The organism is uncultured Sulfitobacter sp., assembly GCF_947497275.1.
In the GTDB taxonomy this organism is placed as follows: Bacteria; Pseudomonadota; Alphaproteobacteria; order Rhodobacterales; family Rhodobacteraceae; genus Sulfitobacter.
In genome coordinates this window covers 36,385-61,403 of the sequence record NZ_CANMFS010000012.1, presented here as the reverse complement: position 1 = coordinate 61,403, position 25,019 = coordinate 36,385, and the positions used below count along the sequence as shown (strand labels likewise).

Annotated in this window: 20 protein-coding genes; 10 read left to right on the top strand and 10 right to left on the bottom strand. The window is 59.5% G+C overall.

Annotated elements, in window-relative coordinates; all coding sequences use genetic code 11:
* Positions 1-244 precede the first annotated feature (244 nt).
* Complete coding sequence (locus Q1A06_RS18450; RefSeq protein ID WP_299567051.1) at positions 245-430, top strand: hypothetical protein; 186 nt, start codon at positions 245-247, stop codon at positions 428-430.
* Positions 431-515: 85 nt separating this feature from the next.
* On the opposite strand, the gene Q1A06_RS18445 is transcribed toward Q1A06_RS18450, so the two are convergent.
* From Q1A06_RS18445 to Q1A06_RS18425, 5 genes are all read right to left on the bottom strand, one after another.
* Complete coding sequence (locus Q1A06_RS18445) at positions 516-1,343, bottom strand: trypsin-like serine protease (RefSeq protein ID WP_299567036.1); 828 nt, start codon at positions 1,341-1,343, stop codon at positions 516-518.
* A gap of 68 nt (positions 1,344-1,411) precedes the next feature.
* Positions 1,412-2,896 (bottom strand): phosphomannomutase/phosphoglucomutase, encoded by a 1,485-nt coding sequence (locus Q1A06_RS18440; RefSeq protein WP_299567034.1) that lies wholly within the window; start codon positions 2,894-2,896, stop codon positions 1,412-1,414.
* 39 nt (positions 2,897-2,935) lie between these two features.
* Positions 2,936-3,937, bottom strand: coding sequence for a hypothetical protein (locus Q1A06_RS18435; protein ID WP_299567032.1), 1,002 nt, complete (start codon positions 3,935-3,937; stop codon positions 2,936-2,938).
* A complete protein-coding gene (locus Q1A06_RS18430) occupies positions 3,930-6,182 on the bottom strand; it encodes a glycoside hydrolase family 99-like domain-containing protein (protein ID WP_299567030.1) in 2,253 nt (750 codons plus the stop codon). Before Q1A06_RS18430 ends, Q1A06_RS18435 begins: the two co-directional genes overlap by 8 nt.
* Before the next feature lie 70 nt (positions 6,183-6,252).
* Positions 6,253-7,083 carry an ABC transporter permease gene (locus tag Q1A06_RS18425; RefSeq protein WP_299567028.1) on the bottom strand — a complete coding sequence of 277 codons (831 nt, stop codon included), beginning with the start codon at positions 7,081-7,083 and terminating at the stop codon, positions 6,253-6,255.
* Positions 7,084-7,308: 225 nt separating this feature from the next.
* Between Q1A06_RS18425 and Q1A06_RS18420 the strand changes: the two genes are divergently transcribed.
* From Q1A06_RS18420 to Q1A06_RS18410, 3 genes are all read left to right on the top strand, one after another.
* Positions 7,309-8,475 carry a sugar transporter gene (locus Q1A06_RS18420; protein WP_299567026.1) on the top strand — a complete coding sequence of 389 codons (1,167 nt, stop codon included), beginning with the start codon at positions 7,309-7,311 and terminating at the stop codon, positions 8,473-8,475.
* 3 nt (positions 8,476-8,478) lie between these two features.
* On the top strand, positions 8,479-9,156 hold the full coding sequence (locus Q1A06_RS18415) for an ABC transporter ATP-binding protein (RefSeq protein ID WP_299567024.1): 678 nt from the start codon (positions 8,479-8,481) through the stop codon (positions 9,154-9,156).
* 90 nt (positions 9,157-9,246) lie between these two features.
* The gene (locus tag Q1A06_RS18410) at positions 9,247-9,513 is read left to right on the top strand and encodes a hypothetical protein (protein ID WP_299567022.1); all 267 of its coding nucleotides are present in this window, start codon (positions 9,247-9,249) and stop codon (positions 9,511-9,513) included.
* A gap of 78 nt (positions 9,514-9,591) precedes the next feature.
* Here Q1A06_RS18410 and Q1A06_RS18405 read toward each other — a convergent pair whose 3' ends face one another.
* From Q1A06_RS18405 to Q1A06_RS18395, 3 genes are all read right to left on the bottom strand, one after another.
* Positions 9,592-12,171 (bottom strand): ParB N-terminal domain-containing protein, encoded by a 2,580-nt coding sequence (locus Q1A06_RS18405; protein WP_299567020.1) that lies wholly within the window; start codon positions 12,169-12,171, stop codon positions 9,592-9,594.
* Between the two features lie 42 nt (positions 12,172-12,213).
* The gene (locus tag Q1A06_RS18400) at positions 12,214-12,969 is read right to left on the bottom strand and encodes a phosphoadenylyl-sulfate reductase (protein WP_299567018.1); all 756 of its coding nucleotides are present in this window, start codon (positions 12,967-12,969) and stop codon (positions 12,214-12,216) included.
* Positions 12,970-13,056: 87 nt separating this feature from the next.
* A complete protein-coding gene (locus tag Q1A06_RS18395; RefSeq protein ID WP_299567016.1) occupies positions 13,057-13,302 on the bottom strand; it encodes a type II toxin-antitoxin system ParD family antitoxin in 246 nt (81 codons plus the stop codon).
* 391 nt (positions 13,303-13,693) lie between these two features.
* On the opposite strand from Q1A06_RS18395, the gene Q1A06_RS18390 reads away from it, so the two are divergent.
* The 6 genes from Q1A06_RS18390 to Q1A06_RS18365 all read left to right on the top strand — a co-directional run bounded on the left by Q1A06_RS18390 (position 13,694) and on the right by Q1A06_RS18365 (position 22,805).
* The gene (locus Q1A06_RS18390) at positions 13,694-15,025 is read left to right on the top strand and encodes a hypothetical protein (RefSeq protein ID WP_299567014.1); all 1,332 of its coding nucleotides are present in this window, start codon (positions 13,694-13,696) and stop codon (positions 15,023-15,025) included.
* Between the two features lie 68 nt (positions 15,026-15,093).
* The gene (locus tag Q1A06_RS18385) at positions 15,094-17,007 is read left to right on the top strand and encodes an acylphosphatase (protein WP_299567012.1); all 1,914 of its coding nucleotides are present in this window, start codon (positions 15,094-15,096) and stop codon (positions 17,005-17,007) included.
* Positions 17,008-17,019: 12 nt separating this feature from the next.
* Positions 17,020-18,228, top strand: a complete 1,209-nt coding sequence (locus tag Q1A06_RS18380; RefSeq protein ID WP_299567010.1) for a hypothetical protein — start codon at positions 17,020-17,022, stop codon at positions 18,226-18,228.
* Positions 18,229-18,347: 119 nt separating this feature from the next.
* Positions 18,348-19,274, top strand: a complete 927-nt coding sequence (locus Q1A06_RS18375; protein WP_299567008.1) for a CapA family protein — start codon at positions 18,348-18,350, stop codon at positions 19,272-19,274.
* Positions 19,275-19,541: 267 nt separating this feature from the next.
* A complete protein-coding gene (murF, locus tag Q1A06_RS18370) occupies positions 19,542-21,092 on the top strand; it encodes a UDP-N-acetylmuramoyl-tripeptide--D-alanyl-D-alanine ligase (RefSeq protein ID WP_299567006.1) in 1,551 nt (516 codons plus the stop codon).
* A gap of 222 nt (positions 21,093-21,314) precedes the next feature.
* The gene (locus Q1A06_RS18365) at positions 21,315-22,805 is read left to right on the top strand and encodes a Mur ligase family protein (protein WP_299567005.1); all 1,491 of its coding nucleotides are present in this window, start codon (positions 21,315-21,317) and stop codon (positions 22,803-22,805) included.
* A gap of 194 nt (positions 22,806-22,999) precedes the next feature.
* Here Q1A06_RS18365 and rraA read toward each other — a convergent pair whose 3' ends face one another.
* The gene (gene rraA / locus Q1A06_RS18360; RefSeq protein ID WP_299567003.1) at positions 23,000-23,515 is read right to left on the bottom strand and encodes a ribonuclease E activity regulator RraA; all 516 of its coding nucleotides are present in this window, start codon (positions 23,513-23,515) and stop codon (positions 23,000-23,002) included.
* 284 nt (positions 23,516-23,799) lie between these two features.
* Entirely contained in the window at positions 23,800-24,966 is a 1,167-nt protein-coding gene (locus tag Q1A06_RS18355; RefSeq protein ID WP_299567078.1) for a nucleotide sugar dehydrogenase, read from the bottom strand.
* Positions 24,967-25,019 lie beyond the last annotated feature (53 nt).

The window sequence follows — 25,019 nt, the reverse complement described above, 5'->3', positions numbered from 1 at the left end:
GTCCGCCAGGATGGATTGGCCGGACCTCACCTGTCACCGTACGGACCGCCGCCCCTTCCGTCGGGCAGCTCAGCTTGTGGGGCCATGGAAGGGATCCAGAGCGGTAATCGGGGGAAAGGAAACGTTACGGGATATTCTCCGGCCTTGCTGCCCGTCACCGAAACAACGCCGCTCAGCTGGGTGGTGTTGCCGATGAGAATGTTGCCGCCCCCCCTTCAGGACATCCAGACCGCAGACGCCGGTGATGGATGATTTTTCCGTCGCCACCGGCCACCGGGTTGTTGCCCTGACCGACGAGATAATCGGTCGCCATGGTGCCCTGGATACCCAAGTGTCATTCGGCAGAATTTCGCAGGTCGGCAGGATACCGATCGCGGATTCGGTTTCGTCATTTTCCGGGCGGATCTGGTCGCTGCGCAATCTTGCATGAATTTGGTGTATGTCATTTTGCCAAAGCTCTGTGGGAAGGTGGATCGGGCAAACGTCAGCGGGGGCGTCAAATTGATGATTTCGCGCTATTCCTGCCGGACCTGCGATACCGCGTCACGGAATGCGGAAGGCGCGATCGCGAGGCTGAAGACATCTTCGCCCCGCGTCATGACCGACGAGAACACCCCCGCGACCGCGTAGCCGCCGCCTTGCCGCACGAGAACCGGCGCGCCGGAATCGCCCTGCATCGCGGCGCAGCGCAGCATCACCGCAGCGGGCACGCCCGCCAGCGGCGTCCCGCACTCGCGCGCCACCGACAGCACCTCGGGGCGCAGACCGGCGTAGCCCGCAAGCATGAAACCCGCCCCCGCCGGTACCTGTATTGCGAGGTCCAGAAACCCGACCTCATGGCCTATGGGATCTTCGAGGATCACCAGCGCCCAGTCGGTATCGGGGGTGGCGCGAAAATCACGGCTGGCGGTGTCCTGCCCCTCATCCAGCACAAAGCGGAGCCCGCGCGACACCGCGACACCGCCGCCGCGCTGGTAGCCTGCAACGAAGGTAATGCTGTGCGGCTGGATCCACATTCTGCGCGGATAGCTGTAAAGGCAATGCGCCGCCGTGAGCACGACACGCGGCGCGACCAGCGTGCCGGTACAGTGTTGCCGGGTCCGGATGCCCGCGAAATTGACCCGCCCGATGGCCCGCCACGGCCAGCCTTCGGCGTCGACGATGTCGCGCGCCCGAATGGCCGTGCATCCGTCGCCTATCGCAGACCCCAGACCGCAGACCGCGTCATACGCGGGCCTGAATCCGCTGCCGTGCAAGAAACCGGTATCGGGCCGCGCATCCTGCGCCGCCGCCTGTGAAAGCGACAGAAGGGTGAGCATGCATGCCGTCACGATCGTCTTCATGTAAGCTGTATCTATAAGGTAGATTATGTTAAAAATACACCTTCAATACCCCGTATCAGGGCCGCTTTTCAGAACGTCTGGTCGTAGTCTCCCACGCCCGGCTCGGTACGGATCACGTCGTCGAGTGCCTTGAAGATCGCACGCAGCTCTGCTTCGGACTGCGCGCTTTCGCAAACCACCACCAGATTGGGCGTGTTCGACGAGGCGCGCACCAGCCCCCACGAGCCGTTGTCGAGGATCACGCGCGCGCCATTGACGGTCACCACCTGCGCCACCTTGCAGCCCGCGATTTCCGTCATGCCTTCAAGCTTGGCCACGATCCGCGCAAAGATGTCGTATTTATCTTCGTCGGCGGCATAGGGCGACATCGTGGGCGTGGCCCATGTGTGCGGCAGGGCGCGGCGCAGGTCCGACATCTTCATGTCCGGGTTGCGGTCCATCAGCTTGCAGATCTCGACCGCCACGCGCATCCCGCAGTCATAGCCGCGCCCGATCGGTTCGGCCAGAAAGTAGTGGCCCGATTTCTCGAACCCCGCCAGCGCGCCAAGCGCGTGTACCCGGCGCTTCATGTGGCTGTGGCCGGTTTTCCAGTAATCGGCGTGGGCTCCGTTTGCCCTGAGCACCGGATCGGAGGCGAACAGCCCGGTCGACTTCACATCCGCCACGAAGGTCGCGTTGGGATAGATCCGCGACAGATCGCGCGCCAAGATGACGCCCATCTTGTCGGCGAATATTTCCTCGCCGTCGTCGTCGACCACGCCGCAGCGGTCGCCGTCGCCGTCGAACCCCAGCGCGAAATCCGCCCCCGAGGCGGCGACGCGGGCGCTCATGTCGTGCAGCATCTCCATCGCTTCGGGGTTGGGGTTGTAGTGCGGGAAGGTGTAATCCAGCTCGTTGTGGCTCTCGACCACCTCGACGCCGAGACGGCGCAACAGCTCGGGCGCAAAGGCCGACGCGGTGCCGTTGCCGGTGGCGCAGACCACCTTCAAAGGGCGTGTCATGCGGAAATCGCCCACCAGATCGTCAAGATAGGCCTCGCGCACTCCCTCGACAAACTCGTAACTGCCGCCCGGATGCGCCTCCCCTTCCCCGTTCAGAACGATGTCGCGCAATTCCGCCATCTCGTCGGGGCCGTGGGTCAGCGGACGCTCGAACCCCATCTTCACGCCGGTCCAGCCGTTGGGATTGTGGCTTGCCGTGACCATCGCCACCGCCGGCGCGTCCAGGTGGAACTGTGCGAAATAAGCCATCGGCGACAGGGCGGGCCCGATGTCGCGCACCGCGATGCCCGCCTGCATCAGACCCAGCATCAGCGCGTTCTTGATCGACAGCGAATAGTCGCGGTAATCGTTGCCCACGGCGATCACGGGCGCGATCCCGCGGCGGCGCATCTGCGTGCCAAGCCCCAGCCCCAGCGCCGTCATGCCCGGCAGGTTGATGCCTTGCGGATACTGCCAGCGGGCGTCGTATTCGCGAAACCCCGTGGGCGCGATCATCGGGTCGCGCAGGAATTCCCAGGTGTTCGGTGCGACCTTGGCGCGCGGTTTGATCATCACTGTGGTCCTGTCTGATGGGGGCCTGTGCGGAGGCACTTATTTTTCCGTCTTCATCCGCTCCAGGGCCAATCGCCGGGCCAGCTTGTTCCAGACCGATTGCTTGGTCTGGTTGCGGTAAAGCGTGATCGCATCGCCGTCGGGTTCGGAGATGCGGAAATCGGGCTGAACGGCGCGGCGGCGTTCTTCGAGACGCGCGTTGAGGGGTCCGAAATGCTCTGCCATCGTCTTGAATTCGTTCTGGGTGAAAAGGCAGGGAACGTCGTTCTCCTTCGCCTCCTCCTTGAACACCGCCGTCGCATGGGCCAACAGCCAGTCGGGCGCGCTTGCCGGTTCGACCGCGACATTGCTGATCCACGTGGCCAGCGGATGCGGCGATTTGTTCGAGACCCCGTCGTTGACCAGTTCCAGCGCCTCCGCCTTCAGGTCGATATCGAGATGGCGCAGCAACGTGCCGATGATCCGGCCCTCGGCCTGGCTGCAGGTCTTGAAGTCCAGCAGGGTGATTTCCTCGGGCGCGAACACCTTTTCCAGCCGGTCGAGGATCAGGTTGTAATCCACCGCCAGCCCCATCGACGTGCCCTTTTCGATCGCGGGCTTGGCGATCGTCGACGGGCGCGGCGGGTTGTTGCGCCGGCTCAACTCCAGATAGATCGACTGGATGAACTGCCATTGGGTGCGCAGCACGCAGATCACCTCGATCTCGTCGAAGGGTGCCAGCCGTTCGCGCACGGCGGCGAAATCCACCGATGCCTTGGGGTTGTCGCGTGAAAACTCTTCGGAGCTGAGAAAAACGGTGGCGTCGCGGTCGGCATATTCCCGCGCGATCCAGCCGAAAGCGTCGAGGCTGCTGGAGTCGAGCTTGTAGACCGGGGGCAGCGCCGACCAGTCGTAGGCCAGCCCGTGATGCCCCGTTACCCGACCGATGCGCGGATAGATCAGCCCGTGCTTTTCCAGCAGGGGCGCGTTCTTGTGAAACATGTCCTGAATGGTGGTGGTGGCCGTTTTGTGCGTGCCGATGTGCAGGACGACTTTAGACATCACCGTGTTCCTTACCTGTTTTTTGCGCCAGTACACGCAGCGCCATATCACCGTAGACCGAATTCGGCTCCATCACCGCCTTTTCGGCCCATTCGTTCCATGCGTTCACGAACAATTCGCGGCGGTAGGAGCCGGCGATCCGGTGCCGCTTTAACGCGTCGAGCCAGACACCGAAGCGCGCGGGGTTCGCGCCATAGGCCATATGCGCCTGGAATCCGCGCCGCGCGGAGTTGTCCCAACTGGGCATCACGCCGCAGATCGTATTATGGGGCAGCCCTTTGACATAGGCCTTCGACACCGAATTCTCGATCACCTTGTTATAGTCGTAGACCAGCCCGCGGAAGCCGGTGTGCACCTTGCGCCCCATCGTGTTGCCTTCGGGGCCGCCGAACAGATAGTCGTCGGGCGTCACGATCCCGTGCGGCGGCATCTCGATCCAGAAGTCGAACAGATCGTCCGCGACCGGATTCTCGCCGTCGACGTGGAAGCACACCGCACCCAGTTCGACCTCGCCGATGCCCGCCGCGCGCCAGGCCTCGCGCATTCGCGCGACACTGCCGGCCGGATCGGGCATGTCCTCTGGGCGGTAGATGACAAAACGGGGCCGCGTCCCGTCGGGGCGCATGTAGCGCGGATCGTTCATGTATTTCAGGCTGTCGTCGACCAGCGCCTGTTCGAACCCGTCGCGGTAGGTCTGCTCCAGCAGGACGGTCCCTGACAGCCCGTCCCAGTTGCGCCGCCAGCTTTCGTTGGCCCAGCACAGGTAGAACGGGAAATCGACCTCGGGTCTCTCCAGCAGCTTGTCGAGCGGGGTTTCCAGCACGCGTTTGCCGTCGAACCAGTAGTGATAGACACAGAATGCGTCGATCCCCGCGCCGCGCGCCAGTGCGGCCTGTTCGCCCATGACTTCGGTGGCGCGCAGATCGTAATAGCCCAGATCGGTGGGCAGCAAGGGCTGGATGTGGCCCTGGTACATCGGCTGTGCGGCGACGGTGCCGCGCCATTCAGTGAATCCCTTGCCCCACCAGGCGTCGTTCTCGGGGATCGGATGGAACTGCGGCAGATAGAACGCGCTGACGAAGGCGGGCGTCGTCATTTCGCCCGTGTCAGAGCCTGATTTCAGCTGTCCCGCGCGCATCTGCGCCACCTGCGTGGTCTGGCGGATTTCCAGATCGGCGGCATCGGACAAAAATCCCATCGCGCGTTCGAGCGCGTGCGCCAGCGTGCCGTCGACCTGCGCCATTTCGGGATCGAACTGTTCGGTTTGCAGCTTCATCGCGCGCAGCAGATCCACGATTGTGGGCTTCATCCAATAGATTGACCCGGCCGGAAACGACAGCCGCCTGGAAGAGATGTCCACCTCGATCCGGCGCAGCAGGCTGCGCGTGATCTCGAAATTGCTGCCCCACCATTTCGTATCGTTGAAATGCTGCCCGTCGGCGACCCAGAACGAGGCTTTGTCATCGGCGATAAACGTCTCTAAGAGGCCTTGCAGACCCTCATCGGGCAGCACGCCGTCGATCAGATGGCGGCGCCATTTCTCGCCGTCCTCGCGATGCGGTGACTTCTTGGTGTGGATCTTGCAGACCGCTTTGTACCCGGTCAGCGCGCCCGCGTTCACCAGCGCCAGAAACGGCAGGATGTCGCGTCCGCGGTTTTCAAGCGGGACCACGGTGGCCTGTGGCAAATCGGCGCGGATCTCGCGGGCCAGTTCTTCGGTCTCGTCGCCGCGGTAGGTCAGCGTGACATAAAGGTCGTGCGCGATGTCCAGGCTGTCGATCTTAGCTTTGAATTCGGGCCACAGGTCGGGATAATAGATGTGCATCACGATCGCCACATCGGCGCGCGGGCGGTCGGGATCAAAGCGCAGCTTGGGGGCCAGCACTTCCGGCAGCTCCTCGACCTTGGGCAGTTCCTTGGTAATGCGCGCCTCCTTGTGGCCCGAGCGGGCGTAATGCAGGAACGGCGAGGTCCCCTCCGACGCGACGTCCGGATTATAGCGCAGATAGGCCGAGGGCGAGAAATCGGGATTGGGCCGATATCCCATGCGTTCGCCGTAGACGACATAGTGGCGCAGCAGGAAGGGCCGGAACAGCGCATGGATCTGCGGATAGGCGCCGGCGTAATAGACCGGATCGAACAGCCCGCTGTCGCGACCCGCCCTCATCGCTGCGTGTTCCTGTGGTGTCAGAAAGAAGATGCGCGAAAACCGCATCGCGCGCGCCACTGCCGAGCCTGGAGACATGCCTGAATTCCTAAATTTTGACCCGCATAGCAACTCATGCAGGGCGGTGCAATTCGCACGCCGCCCGGCCTTACAACTCAAGCATGTCTTTGTGGTAACGGTGCAGCATCAACATGCCGAACACCGCCGGCACCAGCGCAAAGCCGAACGCATAGCTGGCAGAGGCATAGGGCGCGTCGTAGGTGGCGTAGAACCCCGACCGCATCATCGACAGTACATGCACCAGCGGGTTGTAGAGCAGGATGTTGCGGTACTGCTCGGGCAGCGGATCGATCAGAAAGAAAATCCCCGAAATCAGGAACATGGGCCGGTTCAGAACCGCCCAGAGGCTCGACCAGATCGGGAACATGGTGTTGAGGAAACTGTTGGTCAGTCCGACGCCGAGACCAAGGGCGACCGCCATGCTCGCCGCCAGCGCGATGGCCCCGAAGTCAAAGCTCACCGCCTCGTCGGTCCACCAGATGATGCAGGTGATGATGATCGCCCCGACGATGATCTGGGTGATCGTTTCCAGGATCAGCCGCGCGATCAGCGCGTCGATATAGGTGACGGACGGATAGGCCAGCAGCGGTCTGGAGAACCGGATCGCCGAGGCGATCTTGGCCGAGACGGCCGTGTAGGCCAGAAACGGCAGCATCCCGGTGGCGTAGAACAGCAGGAAACTCGATCCCAGCGGCGGCGTGCGGAACAGAAAGGAGAACACCAGCGCCAGCATCAACAGCCCGCCCACCGGCTCCACGATGGTCCAGATATAGCCACCCGGCGAGCGGCCGTAGGCTGTCGACATCTCGCGCAGGACAAGCGCCAGCACGGCCCGCACCGAGGCCCCCCTGCGCCGTGCGGGCAGGCGCACACCTTGCGGGGGCAGGCCGGAAGATGCCGGGGATGTCGTCTCTGTCATGGCCGTCTCGCGTCGTTTGGCCCCACGGGCGTGTGCCGTTTGGTAAGAGATTTTTCCTTGCATAGCGAGGCGTAAAATCAGATGCATCTTTCAGCAGCTTCTTCTCGCCCGTTACAGGGGCGTGGCCAAAAGGATAGTCCCATCTCACAGCAAACGCCCCCTCCTCCCGCTGCGAATGCGCCTGGTGCCAAACCCGCCCCCGGTCCGGCAAAGGGCGGTCCCAAGGTGGCCGGCCCCGGCCCGGCCAAACGCAAGGGTGTCCCCCCCAGCGCGCGCGCCGCGCGCCCGCGCAAGCGCCACGCCATGATGCTGGCGAGCTTCGTCGTGGTGGTGCTCGTGCCGCTCGCCGTGACCGTGTTCTATCTTTTCGCCATCGCCTCGGACCAGTACATCTCCAGGGCCGGCTTTGCGGTGCGCTCCGAAGAGCTCAACTCGGCCGCCGATCTGCTGGGCAGCCTGTCGAGCGTGTCGGGCACGTCTTCGTCAGACACCGACATCCTCAACGAGTTCATCCACAGCCAGGACATGGTCGAGCGGGTGATGAACCATATCGATCTGGTCGAGGTCTATACGGTGCCCGCCTTCGATCCGGTCTTTGCCTACCGGTCCACCGGCGAGATCGAGGATCTGGTGGATTACTGGACCCGCATGGTAGAGCTGCACTACGATCAGGGCACCGCGCTGATCGAGTTGCGCGTACATGCCTTCCGCCCACAGGATGCCTATGTCATCGCCGAGCGCATCGTCGAGGAAAGCTCGCTGCTGATCAACCGGCTGTCGGCCATCGCGCGCGACAACAACACCCGCTACGCGCAGCTTGACCTGGAAACCGCCCTGACGCGGCTGCGCAACGCGCGCGAGGCGCTGACCAAGTTCCGCTCCCAGAACCGGACCATCGACCTCGAAGCGGCGGTGCAGGGACAGATCGGCATCCTCAACTCGCTCGAACAACAACTGGCCGCCGCCAAGGTCGAGCTGAACCTGCTGCTGTCGGAAGGGCTGAACGACAATGACCGGCGCATCACCACCGAACGCCGCCGGATCGAGGTGATCGAGGATCTCATCGAAATCGAGCGCGCGCAATTCGGCACCGCCTCCGAGGGGCGCGGCGGCGGGCTCAACTTCTCCAGCCTCGCTGCAGAGTTCGAGCGGCTGACCGTCGATCTCGAATACGCCCAGCAGACCTATCTCAAGGCGCAGGCGGGGCTCGACACGGCCATCGCCGAGGCCGAGCGCCAGAACCGCTATCTTGCCCCCTACACCCAGCCCAGCCTGCCGCAATCGGCGCGCTATCCCAACCGGGTGGTCTTCAGCCTGATCACCGGCTTTTTCCTGCTGCTGATCTGGAGCATCGGGGTGCTGGTCTACTACTCCGTCCGCGACCGGCGCTGAGCCATGGTCGAGCTGCGCGGCCTGCACAAGAGTTACCGGCTCAACGGTCTGGAAAAGGTCGTGGCCCGCGACATCAACTTCACCTTTCCCGCGGGGGAAACCGTGGCGTTGATCGGGGGCAACGGGGCGGGCAAGTCGACGATGCTCAAGATGATCGCGGGGTCGGTTTCGCCGGACCGCGGCGAGATCGTGCCGCAAGGTTCGGTGTCCTGGCCCGTGGGCTTTGCGGGCTCGTTCCACGGCGATCTTACCGGCGCGCAGAACGTGAAATTCGTGGCCCGCATCTACGGGGTCGATACCGACGAGATGTGTGCCTTCGCGCGCGAATTCTCCGAGCTGGGCGCGCATTTCGAAATGCCGGTGCGGACCTATTCGTCGGGGATGAAATCGCGGCTGGCCTTCGCGATGTCGATGGCGGTGCAGTTCGACACCTATCTCATCGACGAGATCACCGCCGTGGGCGACGGGTCGTTCAAGGCAAAAAGCGAGGCGATCCTGGGCGAGCGGCTCAAGACGTCGGGCGCGATCATCGTGTCGCACTCGATGGCCCAGCTCGAGCGGATGTGTACCTCCGGCGTTGTCTTGCAAAAGGGGCGGTTTTTCTACTACGCCCGTGTCGAGCGCGCGATCGAGCATTACCAGCACATCATGCGCGGCGCGCTTCCGCCCTGGATGCGCTGACCCGCATTTGCCTCTCCCTGCGATGCGATGGCTTGTTCAGGGGATGCGCGCGCGATAGCTTCGCCCCGAAACCCCGAAAGAGAAACACCCATGACCGATACCGATTTCATTGATCTGCTGCTGGAGAAAATGGCCGACGGCGGTCTGCCGCAACCGGTGATCGATCTGGTGGCGGGCAATGCCGGCCGGATCTACCAAGGCTACACGCTGCACGATCCCCATGACATCGTGATCCTCAACAACAAGATCATCTACCTGCGCGATCTCGCCGATCAGGCGGGGATCACCGACGGATCGGGGCCTGTCCCCGCACCGACGGCCGGCATGATGTTGCAGGTGATGCGCAGCAAGGCGTGATGGATGGTCACGCGCACCTTCCAGACGGTCAATCAGTCGTCGCGATCAAGTGTTGTCTTGTCTGTGCGTGCCGCGTCATCAGATGTCGTCACAGAACCGCCACCAGTTTTCAGCGAAAATTTCCAGCTTGTCCAATGCGCGTAAAAGGTCGGAAATTTCGGATTCCAGTGCTGCGGCAATGCCACCTGGTCCCGCATGTCCTACAATGTTGAAAAACCGCATCCCGATCACCAGCCGCAAAACGGCGCGCTTGTCAGCGCCCTGCCCCAATGCCACAGGTTGCCCGATATGAAACTGCTGTCCGAGGACTGATGTTTCGGCCTGATCCGCCTGCGGCAACAGATGGCTGGCATCTTCATTCAACAGCTCGAATATCTTGCGACACCGCGCCTCGTCCAGTGCCTGTTGGCTGCCGTCCCATTGCCGTGCCATGATCTGGAACGAGATGATGGAATGGCGTGCAAATTGCAGGCTGTGTGATCCTTCTTCGGTCTCGGGCGCGCGCGGCAGGGAGCGAAACGCATTGCTGCGCGCCAGTCTGGCGGTGACCTCTTCGCGGAAGCGGTCCAGTATGTGAGTGCGCAGCGCTTCGGGAACATGGTTCAACAGCTTTGCTTCAAGTAACGCAGGCAACCAGCGGAACGGTGCGCCGAACTCCGGCTCTCCTTGTGTAGCTGGCATCTGCGCAACCCATTCAGCCGACCAGTCTTCAGCATATCCGATACCGGGGCGCATCAACTGGATCACGCCCTGCATACGGTTGCGCAGGGATGTGGGAAACAGCATTGCACCTGAAAACGGTGGTCCGGTCAGGGATTTTGATCCCGACACCTGCACCATCCAGCCCCGTTTTACACAGTCTCCCAGCACGGAATAATCCACACGCATCTGGCAGGCATCCACAACCACATCCACACGCGAGGGGTCTATCGCAACCAGCTCTTCGATGGCGGCGTCCGACGGTCCGGAAAGCCCCGTCTTGGAGCCGATAAGCACATGGGCCAATACCCGTGCGCCGCTTTCAAGCGCCGCGCGCCCTGCATCCAGGAACATCCGGTCCAGATCAGCCATCGCAAGGCGGCTGCCGTCCTGCGCGCGGACAGGAATATCCAAGACATCAATATCCGCGCGGGGCCATATTTCACTGTTCATCTCGATATGCGCACCCGTGGCGCTGACCGGATCGAAATACAGCCCCTTGCCTGCCAACTTTACGCCGCGCCCCGTTTCTTCGGGCGATATCAGGATATTGACCAGCCTGGTGTCGGGCGCGGCGGCCCGGGCCATCTGTACCGCCAGCACTTCGGTGTCCGTACCCGAGGGTGCGATCACCCCGTCGACTTCGCTGGCATCAATGTCGATGAGCTGGGCCAGTTCGCCCACAATGGCGTCCGACAGCGCCGCGCGGGTTTCGTGCAGACCGTGATCTCCCTCGATGATATGGGTCAGCAGATCACGGCGCAGGATATCACAGAACAAAAAACCGTAGTCCGAAATCGACGAGGCGGTAGAGGACGAGAAGTGCACCGCTTCGGGGCGCGGACGTGGCGTGGTGCCGTATTTGTTTTTCCCCGTCACAGCGTCCACCTTGAGCCGTGAATCCCCGTTCGAGATCAGCAGTTTTTCAACCGGTACCTCCAGCGGCAGACCCCGTGCACCGTCCTGTTCGCTGATATGGCCCTGATTGCTTCCTATCAAACCGGACATCCACTCCAACAGCGTGGCACTTGGCGGCTCGAGCGTACCGCCGACCAGCTCTGCAGAAATCCCGCCCGAATTTGCCGACAGCAACATTGCACGATCTTCGAGCGAAAGCTGACGGATCAAGGCCGCACCATAACGCACAAGTGAGGCCAGACGCCGGGTGCTGATCCCGCTGACCTGTTGCTGGGCAAAAGAAGCCTCCATCCCCCAACGGGCAGCAGCAGCCAGGGCGGCCGGGCTGCCGATCAGACTGGGTGGCAAAAGCAATAGATCCGCGCCTTTCAGCCGGAAGGGGAAATCATCTTGCTGACCCAGCGCGATGCTACACGGTGCCCCCGCCATCAACGCTTGCATGGAAGGATCGCGTTCCATCATATTGCGCAGGTGGGCATGAGGTACCAGCGTTGTCGCCGTTTCAAGTCCCAGCTTGGCCGCCGATACAGTACGCGCGCCCATGCGCGCGCCGAATGCATGGTAATCATCGGTCAGGATTTGTGTGCGCGTCGGGTGTGCAGCGGCGGCCGGCACAACCTCTCCGATGTGACTGTCATCTTGCAGATATGACAGCGGTACGCGGCTGAAGGGCAACTGGGTATGGATAATATGACGGGTTGATCTCATCGGCAAAAGTGACCCGCTTTTGCAGATATCCCAGATCATTTCGGGGGTATAGGATATTCCGGGTCGCCAGCTTTTCAGTTCGACCGCCGGATCGTCGTAATCCAGTAAAATCACCGGCACGGCATACAGTTCAAGGGCCCGCGCAGCATGATACCGGTGATGCCCGTCCATCAACGCATGAGCTTTGCTGTCGACCAGCAGGGGATGGGTCCAGATGCCCGTGATCTCGATCTCTTCACGCAGATGTTCGGCGTGGGCCTGTGCGTATTCTTCTGTTGGTTTGATCTTGTCGAAAGGGAAAATCTCAATGCGGTAAAAATGTTTCTTGGTCATGCGATGTCCCATCAGTTTATAAACCTTGCCTTTTGTGTGGGCTTAGCTCTTGCTCTTTTTGCGTGCAAAATTTCCGTCTGGACCAATATGAAGTCCACATTCCGTCTTGTCAGGCGTCCCCGCCCAACGACCTGCGCGTACATCTTCGCCCGGCTTGACAGCGCGCGTGCAGGGCTGGCATCCGATCGACGGATAGCCCTTTGCCTCCAGAGGGTGACGCGGCAAGTCATGCTCGAAAAAATATGAATCTATATCGTGCTTACTCCAAAGCGCGAGGGGGTTGATTTTGATCTTGTCGGTGTCGCGCTCCAGCACCGGGATGGCGGCACGGGTAGACGCCTGAAACCGTTTGCGTCCCGACACCCAGCTGTCATAGCCGCGCAATGCATCTTGCAACGGGAAAACCTTGCGCAGGGTACAGCACATGTTCACATCTATGTTAAAGAGGCTGCCGTAGGGGTCTTCTTTGGCAAGTTCAGTTTTATCGGGCTCTACATTGACAAGGTTGAGGTTCAAAGCCTGTGCAACAGTGTCACGGTATTCAAGCGTTTCACGAAAATGCTTGTGGGTATCAATGAATAATACGTCAATATCAGGCACAAGGCGCGACACATAGTGCAGCAACACCACGCTTTCTGCCCCGAAAGACGATACAATAGCCCGCCGCCCCAACCGCGTGTCACATAAAAGCCCACCCAGGTCGTAGTCTGAAATTTGCGGTAAATATTCTTCCTGTAGGGCTTCGATTACAGGGTCCAACCCACCAATCGGCCAAGCGGGAGACGTCGGGAGTGCCATAGAAATCATCCTCTAAATCAAGATCTCCTGATGAAGGAGAAACCTGATCCTGAAAACCAGGTGTTATGGGCAACCACCGTGCTGCGGCTAGAGCTTGCCACCGTAGCTTGGATCTGTCCCGGCCAACATCTGGCTTGCGGGTATACCGGGACCGCTGTTCAAACCTGCCTTGACCGCACTTCGAAACATATCAAGATCACGCAGCTCTGTATCGCAGCGGCGGGTCCGGCTGCACAAGGCCTTTCGAGCAAATTCACTGATTGATGCATACTTACCGTCGGCAACAGTACGGCGCAATGTCTCGGCCATATCGGCTGGCATCGTAATGATCATTCGTTCGATTGAAGGCATAACGTGTCATATTTCTGATCGACATACATTGAAGTGGTCCGAGCTTGCCGGCCGAAGCTTTGCTGACCTGGTTCGGGTGCAGCCGGTGCTTCGCTGCGACCTCCTGCACGGTCTTGTCGCCCCGCCCCGCAGCGCTTCCAACGCCATCCTGGCCTTGAACTGATCTGTAAAATTCCGCCGCTTTGCCATTTTCGTATCCTTCCGAAAGGGTTGGATACACCTTAGCTGACTGTCCGGATTTTCGGGATCACTTCACTGCGCCCAACCATTGAGGTGTAGCTGATGGAGGGAAAGGGGCGCATTCTACCGCCATCCATTGATAGACAATATATTTCCTATTAACAGGTAGTGAGATTATTTGAGGCGCGGATAGATGCAGATCATCAATGCGAGCGTGGTCGTCCTTAAAAACAGGCCGATGAGCGCACAAGAACGCGAAGGCAAGGATCGGGCTGCCAAGAGCCTACCCGAAAAATATTCGGTCTTCATCGAAGTGATCGGAGACGATGAAGGCGAAGTGTTCGCAGGACTTGGCGAAGCGCGCCCAACAAGAGCGAGCGACGAGACACTTGCGAGTGCGACCCGGTATGCACGCAAGATGGCCCGTTGCCTGGTCGGACGGACGCTCCGGAAAGATTCTGAATCCCCGGTTCGTGAAGTCAATGACATCACGGACGAGATCATCTGCGATATTTCCGGTATCGGGAACAACGGCATCATCGAGCGGCGTCCCAACCCTTCGGTGTGTTTTGCCGCCGAGTGCGCCGTTTTGGATCTCATGGCCAGACATCGCGGCGTTTCCATAACGGAACTGGACGCTTGTCCCAATAAGGGAAGTGTCCAGCGCAATGTGTTCAATGATCCGCTGCGTGACATCGAAAAGCTGCTGCCGGGCATTGACGATGGCAAACAGCTGCAAGGCTGGTTGCGTCTTGGCAGGCGTATCAGCGGTGACGAGGCCGCCGCTTTGATCAACTCCCTGATGTTTACCTTGGGAGACGGATCGCCCGATCTGTCAGGTATCATCCTGAACGCCGGTCAGCGCTGGTCTCCTGCCGAATGGGAAGAATTTTGTGACAGCCTGAATCTTACCGACCTGTTGGCAAAACCGAATGTTTCGGTGGTGGTTGAAGATCCGTTCCCGGAAGATGCCGATACTTTTTATCAGCAGGCTTTTGAAAAGATCGAGGGATCACCGATACGCATCATGCTGTCGGCGCCCGTCTGGGGGCCGGAAAGCATCAAGAAGCTGGCGCCTTACTTGCCCCACGTCGATCTCAAGGTCATTCCGCAGCGGGTTGGGGGCTATCACGACGTTCTGGAGGCCGAACGCGAGGCGCAAGCGCACGGGTTCAAGGGCGGAATTTTCCTGGCCGGCGTCAACGGCACCACCAATCTGAACACCCTGGCGATGGTGTCGCTGGCGGGCGCAATGTGTCATTGCCGCTACTTCTCCACGTCCTTCAGGAAAGAGGATAAGGTGCGTCTCGTGTATCCGCATGCAGAGCTGGATGACAATGTCATCCGGTTGCCAGAGGGCCCCGGCTTTGCTGCGAACCTGTGCCGCTCCGGCGTACGTCGCCGTCTGGTCAGCATCAATGCTTATGATGCGGATGGCAGTATCAGGGCCGGCAGCGCAAGGCGTGCACTTCTGGAACGCGTCTACGATGATCGCGCCTTGCACCCCGAAGTGAGTGAAAAATAGTATCTTCGCTACAGCGATCATAAACTGGGCCAGGTCCAGAAGCCCCAATAACCGTTAGTGATGCCCGAATGCCAAACGAACCTTTCCATATCAGCCGCATCGAACTGGTCGCCTATGACAGGCCAAGTACCGAGACACTGCTCCCCCCTCGTGCGGTCGTAGACGTACAGGGCCGGGCGAATTACTATCTGAAGATGACTGCGTCCCGCGGCGGGATTGAGCGTGCTGTCGCCGTGGAAGGGCTGTTGGGTCATCGCGAAGGCAGACCCATGGTGTTGCGTTACTGGGAGTATCTGCAGACAGTAGCCACCCGATTGATCGGGAGCCGGCTCGAGGAGCCGAATTTGCAAAACGAGGCGCCTGGCAGTGAATTCCATGTGTGGGTAGAGCCCACGGAGCAGTTGATCGACAACGCCAGCCCGCTCAACCTCACAGAATGGCGTAAGATCAACCGTGCGGTCACCAGCACGCAAAAAACGCTGAATCAGCTTTTCCAAATGCTCGAAGAACCCGCATCTGCCGATGCGGATGGCGCAATGGACGAAGCTTTGATGGAAAATCTATTCGCGCGCGCAAACAAGGTACTGTACCTTCCGGAAGCTGAACCGCCCGTCTATACCTATCAGCCGACAGTCAAGGGCGTACTACAGAACGCCTCACCGACGCTGACTCCCAACAGCTCGGACGACACCACGTTGATGATGCCGCTGGGCACCATGGATGCCAAGAGCCACCTGATGGAGCGTGAATGCGTGCGTCAGGGGTTCGATATCTTGCGTACGGGCAAGGGTGTATTTACGGCCCGCAAGGGCGACCAGACCCTCTATTTCAAACTGAGCCGTTCGCCGCTGGTCAGTGTGGATGCCATTTCGCTTTGTACGCACAAAGAGGCGACCCGGGAATTTCTGGCGCCATTGGGGTTTCCAACCCCCCTTGGGCGCATGTTTCCTCCCGGCGACTACGACAACGCCACACGCTTTGCGAACCTGATCGGCTATCCGGTCGTGGTCAAACCCGCCACCGGCGTGCGGGGCATCGGCGTGGTGCCGAACATCCGCAGTGACGCAGAGCTCAGCAGAGCCTTTCATGTGCTCGAGAGCAGCCAGCTGGGTCACGACGACTTTATCGTCGAAAAGCACATTTTCGGTGAGGATTACCGGATCATGGTGATCGGCGGCAAGGTCGTCGCCGCGACGCTGCGCGCACCGGCCAACGTGGTCGGGGATGGCAAACACAGTGTGGCCGAACTGATCCTGATCAAGAACCGCTATCGTCAGGAAATCCCGCATCTCAAGTCGCGCCCTATCAAATTCGGCGAAGCCACGTTGTATCAGTTGGAAAAGCAGGGGCTGAGCCAGCATGATGTGCCGGAGGCGGGACAATCGGTGGTTCTGTCGGGGTCGTGCAACCTGTCGCAGGGGGGCGACAGCGTCAACATACTGCACGAAATGCATCCCAGCATCATCAAGGTCGCCGAGGAAGCCGTAAAAGCCGTGCCGGGGCTCGACTATTGCGGCATCGACTTTCTGATCGAGGATCACCGCAAACCCGTCGGAGAAACCGATCTTGGTATCTGTGAGCTGAACGCCCACGCGGCGATCGGCACCGCCTGTTATACGATGTTCGGTGAACCGGTGAATGTACCCCGCGCGGCAATCGAGGAAATTCTGCGTCAGCAAAAGATACCGCTGACCCCCTTGGCCGAAGACACCCTCGCGGTGCGGGTCGAAATTCGCGGCAAGGTTACCAAGGTCGGTTACCGCAAATGGCTTGAGCGGCAGGCCCGGCGCAGTGGGCTCAAGGGCTATGTCAAAAATGTCGGCCGCCGCAAGGTGGAGGCCGTGCTGCAGGGATCTCTGGTGGGCATCACTGCCCTCACCACCGCTTGCATCCGCGGGCCATCCGCAGCACTGCCGACCTCGGTACACGTCACCCATCTGGATGACGACACCCGGTACGATGACTTCACACTTGAACGATGAATGCAGGAACTCATGAACCAGGTTGACATGGACACACGTATCGACAGTTTCACCAGCCTGCTGGTCAATCTGCCCGACATCACCCGTGAGGGGTTTCTGGTGCATGCCATGCGCATGCCAAGCAGCGCCCAGACGCTGCTGCTCCCCCGTCAATTGGCCTACTATTACACTGAGCTGCCCGTGCGGGCGCCAACCCCTGACAGCGCCAGCGGCGTTGCCTGCAAGCCTGTCGGTTTTGTATGTGGCGTCAGTGGACGAAACTTGCTGCCCACAGTCAACTACTGTCAGGACCTTCGCGCCTGGCGCGCGCAGCTGCAGCGTCAGAACATCAAGGTCGCGGAAGCGGCCTCCTTCTCCGGGCGTTCGCAACGCGACCATATCCGCTACGCGCAAAAGATCGGCTATCCGGTGGTACTCAAACCGGTGATCCGCAATACCCTGTTCGAAGAGACTTTCAAGGACATTGGAAACGACACGGAGCTGGAGCATCTGTTTCATCAATCGCGTGCGTTGAAAAAGCAAAAAGCCAGCGATCTGACCGCATCACCCTACGCCATGACGCGGCTATCGGAAGATCATGTGGATAAGCAAGGGAACAAGTTCCTGCCGCTCAGTATCCGCTACATGGTCGAGAAACAGCGCACCGGCCAAGCAGTGCGCCTGATCCTCGCCGGCGACAAAGTCGTGGCAGCCTTTATCAAGTCGACTGAAGAGGGTGAGCCGTGGCAGCAGGCGGACGCTTTGCACGACAGCTACCTCGCGTTGGGGGCGAAAATCGCCCAGGTACTTCAGGGGATGGCCTTCCTGCGGGTTGATTTGATCATCGACGACCCCACCGAACCGTCAAGCAAATCGAAGGACAACTACGCCCTTGTCTCAGTCTCCGAACATCTCAAGTGCTACAAGCTGCTTGCAGGGCATCCGGAGGCGGCATGGGAGGTTCTGACACAGGTTGCCGAATGCCAGAAACCGGATCTGCAAAGTCAAATCTCGCGGGAGGTGGAGCTTTCAGGCGTTAGCGATGGCCCGCGGCTCAAGCGGGAACTGACGCAAACCGCCATAAAGCTGGGTGTTGATATCGACCTCAAAGAACTCGATCAGGTCACAGGGCGCGTACAGTTCACGGCGTCCGGCCCTCTTTGGGCTGTGGCGGGCCTGACCTGGATGTATGCCAACGGGCTTGGGATCGAAGAAGTTCCCACCAGCGTAACCTGCCAATAATGACTCAAACGGGGATTATCTGTTGATGACAGACATCTTTCGGGTCAGACAATAATCAGCGGCAATCTCGGGTCGTGTACTGACAATGATCTGAATCTCCAAACGCCCAGGAAAACAATATGCCCGACCCCTTCAAGATTACTTTCTGCGGCGACACCAGTCTCGGCTATTTTTACCTTGAGAAAAGCAAAAAGAAGTACCCGGATGCCTACGAGCGTCTGCAAAACGAACCCTTTTCATTCTTCGAGGGTGTCGCGCCGCTGTTGGAAGGCAGTGATGAGGTTATCGTCAATCTCGAAACGGTGTTGACCAGAACTCCGGGCGATCCCATCGCAGGCAAAGAGTACCCCGGATTTGACGACCCCGATGTGACCATCGAAATGCTGAAAAAGCTCGGCGTGACGGCCGTCATGCTTGCCAACAACCACGCGATGGACTTTGGCGAAGATGCAATGGTGAAAATGATCGATCTGTTGCATGCCAATGACATCGCCACCATCGGGGCGGGGCGCACCCTCGCAGAAGCGAGAAAACCGTATGTCATCACCTTGCCGGACTCAGGCAGGAAGGTGCATGTGATTAACGGCATGCGGGCGACAAAGCGGTATATCGCCTATGGGTTCTTTGCGGAAAAGGAAAAACCAGGAATACGCCGCACCCATTTTGCAGCGGTCAAAAAGCAAATTGAGCGCATCAAGACCGAAGATCCGGAGGCCATCGTGGTTGTGAGCCCGCACTGGCAGGGGGTCGATTACCGCGACGTCGGTGACGCCATGAAGGAATGGTGCCGCAAGGTGGTCGATGCGGGTGCTGACATTGTCATAGCGCATGGATCGCACAAGAAAGACGAGGTCGAGGAATATGCGGGGAAAATGATCTATTACTCGATCGGGAATTTCGTATTCAATTCGCCCGGACGGTACAAGAAAATGAATGCAGAGCCGCTGTCGACGGTTGTCACGCTGCACCCCGAAACTCTGGAAAGCGTCGGCACGGATACCCATACGGACAACAAAGCCACCGGTTTCAAGGTAACACCGGCCTGAAGGCGCGTGATGCGGCAGACAGCAAAGCCAGACGCGGAGGCCAGACCGGACGGGCAAACGCCTGTCTTGGGGACCATACCGGTTTGCCGCGATTTGGTCAAAGACGCCACAGGCCCGGACCGCTTCTGAAACGGTCCCCCGCCTGCCGCAGACGCGACCGGATGGTCTCGACATATGTCGGTGATCGGGTATTTTGCGGACTGCCATTCGATCGCTGTGCGCAAGGTTGACGCTTGATACCGCCGACCGACCCGCCCTACACACCGGATGACCGATCTAATAGAAACCTGTGCCAAAAGTGACATGGGTCTTGTTGAAGGAATTGAGATGACCATTGAGCGACGCATCATATGGACGAAGGAAGAGCTGCTGCGCGATTTTCCCGAACTTACGCAGGTTTCCGGACCCGAGCACATGCAGCCGATTGAGGAAGTGAGCAACCGGCATTCGACCGTTCCCGGTCTTCTGTTCATCCCAAAGGCGCGTTTTCAGATGGGGCCGATACCGGACCAAGCAAAACTCATCAAGCGCGCGCTCCTTGAAGGAGCAGTCGCGGCGATCACCGATGAGGATCTTCCCGACTTACCATCCTACGCGCCTGTATTCCGCTGCGAAGATCGTATTAAGCTGGCCCGCCGAATGGCAATAATCGGGCGCGCACGCCTCAAGGGTCACTGTATTGCCATCACCGGCAGCTACGGCAAGACCACAACGCGAGAACTTATCGCCCAGATGCTGGCCTTTTTTGTGCCAACCGAGAGCACGAAAAACAACAATAACTTTGGTAACGTTATTGCCCTTACGCTCGCGTCGATTGCAACTCATACACAGGATCTCGTTTTAGAAATTAGCGCTTTGCGCCCCGGTTCGATCAAACGGAACGTATTGGATGCCGCGCCCGATATTGGTATCCTGACGACAGTCGCGGACTCGCATCTCGAAAACTTCGAGGATCAACAAGCGCTGCTGCGGGAAAAAGCGTCGTTGCTGAAAGAGTGTTCGGGTGCCTATCCCGCCTTAGTCGGGCGGCCCGCTCTCGATCTCGATCAGGAGGGCGATGGCACGGTATTCTCGTCCCTGCCCGGCGGGTATCTTTCGGTCGGACGCGAGGAACGCGACGACATTCAACTGGTTGACATGTCCGATATCGGAAGTGGCGCGATGCGGATCACGGTGCGCGTGCTGTCGGAAACGGTTGAAACGGTGTTGCCTGGCAACAGCATTGCAGTCGCCATGGGGGCCACATTCGCGCTCGGCCTTGCGCACATCAAAGGCCTCCCGCTTGCGGATGCCGCCTGCGCCCTGTCGTGCTACCGTCAGGTCGCGGTGCAACGTGGTGCCAGATACCGGATCAACCCAACGCGGGAAAAGCGCGTCTACGAGGTGATCGACGATGCGCAGAATGCGTCGCCGCCCACGGTGCGCGCCTTGCTTGAATCAATCACCGGACGCCGCCCCCGCCGCAAGGTTCTGGTTCTGGGGGACATGCATGAACTCGGTTCTGACGAAGTTGCAAAGCACCTCGACCTTGCACCGGATATCGAAAAGGCTGGTATCGATCTTCTGGTCACGGTCGGTCCATTGTCAGGCCAACTCAGATCCACCCTGTCCGGGCGGGTCGAGGTGGTCAATTTTGAAGACGTCGACAGCGCCAAAACCGAACTTCTCCCCCTGCTGAAACATGGCGATCTGATTTTGCTCAAAGGTAGTGGCGCCATGAAAATCAACACCCTACGACAAGAATTTTCTATTCCTGCTCGGCAGCGCCTGATCCGCTCCGCATGGCAGATCGAGGAAGAGGTGCGCAGAAGGCGCTGAAGAACAAAGCCCGATTTCCCGAAAGAGGACCCGGGTATTTCCGTGTGTCGGTGTCGTATGCGGGTATGATCTGACAGCTGTCCGTTTTTCGGGTCGCGGCTGTCAGACCGGTTCTTCCGGACAGGGCGGCGGCTTGATCCCTCGAACCGGCTTGCCTCGAACCAAACGAGCAATTTATCGAAACCTTACGCGCAGGGCCGCGTAAGCCCCGAAGGAATTGCGATGACTACCGAACGACGCATCATGTGGACGAAGGAAGAATTGCTGCGCGATTTTCCCGAACTCGTACAGGTTTCCGGCCCCGCGCACATGCAGCCGATCGAAGAAGTGAACAACCAGATTACGACCACCCCCGGTCTATTGTTCATACCGGGTGTGACCAACCGTAAAGTAATGAAAATCGACCAGGAGAAACTCATACAGCGCGCACTCTTCGAAGGCGCGGCAGCGGCAATCACCGACAAGGATATTCCCGACCTGCCATCCTATGCGCCCGTGTTTCGCTGTGACGACAGAAACGAAATACTGCGCCGGATGGCCCAACTTGGACGCGCCCGGCTAAAAGGGCAATGCGTTGCCATCACGGGCAGCTACGGCAAGACGACGACTTGCGAACTCGCCTCGCAGATGCAGGGCTTTTTCGGCCCCACCGCAACCACGACACACAATCGCAATCACACTCACGGAGTCGCAATGACACTGGCGATGGTCGCGCCGCATACGCGTGATCTTGTTCTGGAAATCGGCATGTTCAATCCGGGAGATGTTCTGCAACGTGCAAGACCCGCCGCGCCCGATATCGGTATCCTGACGACGGTAGCGGACTCGCATCTTGGAAATTTCGAAGATCAACAGGCGCTTCTCAGAGAGAAGGCATCGCTTCTCGACGTCTGTTCGGGCGCGCATCCCGCGCTGATCGGGCGTGCCGCTCTTGATCTCGACCAGGAGGGCGATGGCACGGTATTCTCGTCCCTGCCCGGCGGGTACCTTTCGGTCGGGCGCGAGGCGCGCGACGACATCCAGCTGCTCGAAATGACCGATCTGGACAACGGCGCGATGCGGATCACCGTGCGCGTGTTGGAAGAAACGATCGAGGCGATCCTCCCGGTCAACAGCATCGCGGTCGCCATGAGCGCCACCTTCGCACTCGGCCTCGCACACATCAAAGGCCTCCCGCTTGCGGATGCCGCCCGCGCCCTGTCGTGCTACCGTCAGGTCGCGGTGCAACGCGGTTCCAGATACCGGATCAGTCCGACGCGGGAAAAGATCACTTACGAGGTGATCGAGGATGCGCAGAACGCCACACCGCCCACGGTGCGCGCGCTGCTGGGCTCCGTGGCCGGACGCCACCCCCGCCGCAAGGTTCTTGTTCTGGGTGATATGCTCGATCTTGGAGAGGACGAGATCGCAAAGCACCTCGACCTTGCCCCCGACATCGAAAAGGCCGGGATCGACATGCTTGTCACGGTCGGACCCTTGGCAGGAGAGCTCAAATCCGTCCTGTCCAAACAGATCAAGGTCGTCGATTACGAAGACCTCGAAACCGCCAAGAAAAAGCTGCGCCCCCTGCTGAAACACGGCGATCTGGTTTTGCTGAAGGGCACCGGCTATATGAAAATCGATACCCTGCGCAAAACCTTTTCCATCCCTGACCGCCAGCACCTGATCCGGTCCGCATGGCAGATCGAGGAAGAGGTGCGAAAAAAGACCTGACGAGCAGAGCCATCTCTTCGGAGATGGCTTTCGATATACCATGCCTCCCGGCACGCTCGAAGCCAATGGCCCGAGCGGCGAATGCCCGAACGAACATCTGTTTGCGACCCCCACAGCCCCCGCACCAGTCTGCGCGGGCTCACCCCGTGGCAATACCATTCAACGCTCGGGGAAGGGCCAGAATCCGAACAGGGTTAACTTCTAAACACGGGCTCATTGGCAGGCAGGTCAACCTCGCTATCGCAAAAGATCACACCGTCACGGTCTGCGTAGCAGTAGTCTCCTGACGACACTTCAACACCATCAATATCCAAAATTCCGCCAACGACGCCACCTCCGGTTTGCTCTCCCCGCACCGGAAATACGGATTTTGCCATTACACCTATGTCAAAGCAGCCAAGTTCATCAATGTCTCGAACTGCCCCGTCTATAACCAGGCCCGCCCAAGAATTATCAACGGCAATTTTTGCAAGACGATCCCCGACAATCGCAGAGAAGCATTTATCCCGAGCCGAAACTACCAGAACACGGCCCTTGCCTTGTTCTTTGAGAACACTGACGACTTCTTTGTTGTCAGTCTCGACACTGACAGTGGTGACATTGCCTTCGAAAACGGTTCGCTTTCCAAAGTGTCTGAACTCAGACTTGGGAACACGAACCTGCCCTCCAAAGGCATCGCAAATATCAGATGTAGAAGATCTTTCCTTCATTTCCGTTATTTCCTTGAATAACTTACGCCAAATTTCAGTCTTTATATCTCTGCAGGGATTGTTGCATTAATCATGATTTGAAGTGGCCCTATTTTTTCGGACAGGTCTGCAACGGTTTCAAGGTGTATGGGCTGAGGTTTCGTGCTGCGTTTCGTTTTTCCGGACCGGCACAATATACGGCGTCGGGCGTCACCCGATCAAGGGCGGAACGGGGTCGTTTGGTGTTGGAGAATACCATCTGCTCCGGACTTGTATGGAATAGGTCAAAAACCCGGTATCAGAGCCTAATCGGACCCGAACAGATCACGGGTGAAGACCTTGTCGCGCACGTCTTCCAGCTCGGGCGCGTGGCGGTTGGCGATGATCACGTCCACGTCCTGCTTGAACGCATCCAGATCGCGCACCACCGGCGAACCATAAAAGGCGTCTTCCTCGAAGGCGGGCTCAAACACGATCACCTCGATCCCCTTGGCCTTGATGCGCTTCATGATCCCCTGGATCGAACTTTGCCGGAAATTGTCGGATCCGGCCTTCATCACCAGCCGGTAGATGCCCACCCGCGCCGGTTTGCGCGCCAGCACCTGTTCGGCGATGAAATCCTTGCGCGTGCGGTTCGCATCGACGATCGCGGTCATGATGTTCTGCGGCACGTCGGAATAATTCGCCAGCAGCTGCTTGGTGTCCTTGGGCAGGCAATAGCCGCCATAGCCGAAGGACGGGTTGTTGTAATGCAGGCCGATCCGCGGATCGAGGCCGACGCCTTCGATGATCTGCCTGCTGTCGAGCCCGCTCGACAGTGCATAACTGTCGAGTTCGTTGAAATAGGCCACGCGCATGGCAAGATAGGTATTGGCGAAGAGCTTGATCGCCTCGGCCTCCGAGGCATGGGTGAACAGCGTCTGCACCTCCGACGCCACTGCGCCTTGCCTGAGCAGGTCGGCAAAGATCCGGGCGCGCTCCGATTGCTCGCCGACGATGATGCGGCTGGGATGCAGGTTGTCATAAAGCGCCCGCCCCTCGCGCAGGAATTCGGGCGAGAAGATCACCTGATCGGTGTCCAGTTCGGCGGAAATCTGAGCCGTGTACCCGACGGGCACGGTGGATTTGATCACAATGGTGGCGGTCGTGTTCTGTGCGATCACCGCGCGCAGCACCGTTTCCACCGAGGAGGTGTCGAAGAAATTCGTCTTGGGGTCGTAATTCGTGGGCGTGGCCACGATGACGTAATCGGCCCCGGTAAAGGCGTCGGCCGCATCCGTGGTCGCGCGCAGATCAAGCCGCACATTGGCCAGATACTGCTCCAGCTCCGCATCCTGAATGGGGCTCTTGTCCGCATTGACCAGATCGACGCGGCCCGCATCCACATCCAGCGCCACGACCTCGTGGTTCTGCGCCAGCAGAACGGCATTGGACAGGCCGACATAGCCGATCCCGGCAACAGCGATTTTCAGTTTTTGCATAAGGGGGGGCTTTCCGGTGAGTGGCGGCTCAAAATGCAACCATA

Bases quoted from the DNA above. Each gene is read 5' to 3' on its own strand.
- Q1A06_RS18450 (WP_299567051.1), top strand. From the start codon at position 245: ATGGATGATTTTTCCGTCGCCACCGGCCACCGGGTTGTTGCCCTGACC.
- Q1A06_RS18445 (WP_299567036.1), bottom strand. From the start codon at position 1,343: ATGAAGACGATCGTGACGGCATGCATGCTCACCCTTCTGTCGCTTTCA.
- Q1A06_RS18440 (WP_299567034.1), bottom strand. From the start codon at position 2,896: ATGATCAAACCGCGCGCCAAGGTCGCACCGAACACCTGGGAATTCCTG.
- Q1A06_RS18435 (WP_299567032.1), bottom strand. From the start codon at position 3,937: ATGTCTAAAGTCGTCCTGCACATCGGCACGCACAAAACGGCCACCACC.
- Q1A06_RS18430 (WP_299567030.1), bottom strand. From the start codon at position 6,182: ATGTCTCCAGGCTCGGCAGTGGCGCGCGCGATGCGGTTTTCGCGCATC.
- Q1A06_RS18425 (WP_299567028.1), bottom strand. From the start codon at position 7,083: ATGACAGAGACGACATCCCCGGCATCTTCCGGCCTGCCCCCGCAAGGT.
- Q1A06_RS18415 (WP_299567024.1), top strand. From the start codon at position 8,479: ATGGTCGAGCTGCGCGGCCTGCACAAGAGTTACCGGCTCAACGGTCTG.
- Q1A06_RS18410 (WP_299567022.1), top strand. From the start codon at position 9,247: ATGACCGATACCGATTTCATTGATCTGCTGCTGGAGAAAATGGCCGAC.
- Q1A06_RS18405 (WP_299567020.1), bottom strand. From the start codon at position 12,171: ATGACCAAGAAACATTTTTACCGCATTGAGATTTTCCCTTTCGACAAG.
- Q1A06_RS18400 (WP_299567018.1), bottom strand. From the start codon at position 12,969: ATGGCACTCCCGACGTCTCCCGCTTGGCCGATTGGTGGGTTGGACCCT.
- Q1A06_RS18395 (WP_299567016.1), bottom strand. From the start codon at position 13,302: ATGATCATTACGATGCCAGCCGATATGGCCGAGACATTGCGCCGTACT.
- Q1A06_RS18390 (WP_299567014.1), top strand. From the start codon at position 13,694: ATGCAGATCATCAATGCGAGCGTGGTCGTCCTTAAAAACAGGCCGATG.
- Q1A06_RS18385 (WP_299567012.1), top strand. From the start codon at position 15,094: ATGCCAAACGAACCTTTCCATATCAGCCGCATCGAACTGGTCGCCTAT.
- Q1A06_RS18380 (WP_299567010.1), top strand. From the start codon at position 17,020: ATGAACCAGGTTGACATGGACACACGTATCGACAGTTTCACCAGCCTG.
- Q1A06_RS18375 (WP_299567008.1), top strand. From the start codon at position 18,348: ATGCCCGACCCCTTCAAGATTACTTTCTGCGGCGACACCAGTCTCGGC.
- murF (WP_299567006.1), top strand. From the start codon at position 19,542: ATGACCGATCTAATAGAAACCTGTGCCAAAAGTGACATGGGTCTTGTT.
- Q1A06_RS18365 (WP_299567005.1), top strand. From the start codon at position 21,315: ATGACTACCGAACGACGCATCATGTGGACGAAGGAAGAATTGCTGCGC.
- rraA (WP_299567003.1), bottom strand. From the start codon at position 23,515: ATGAAGGAAAGATCTTCTACATCTGATATTTGCGATGCCTTTGGAGGG.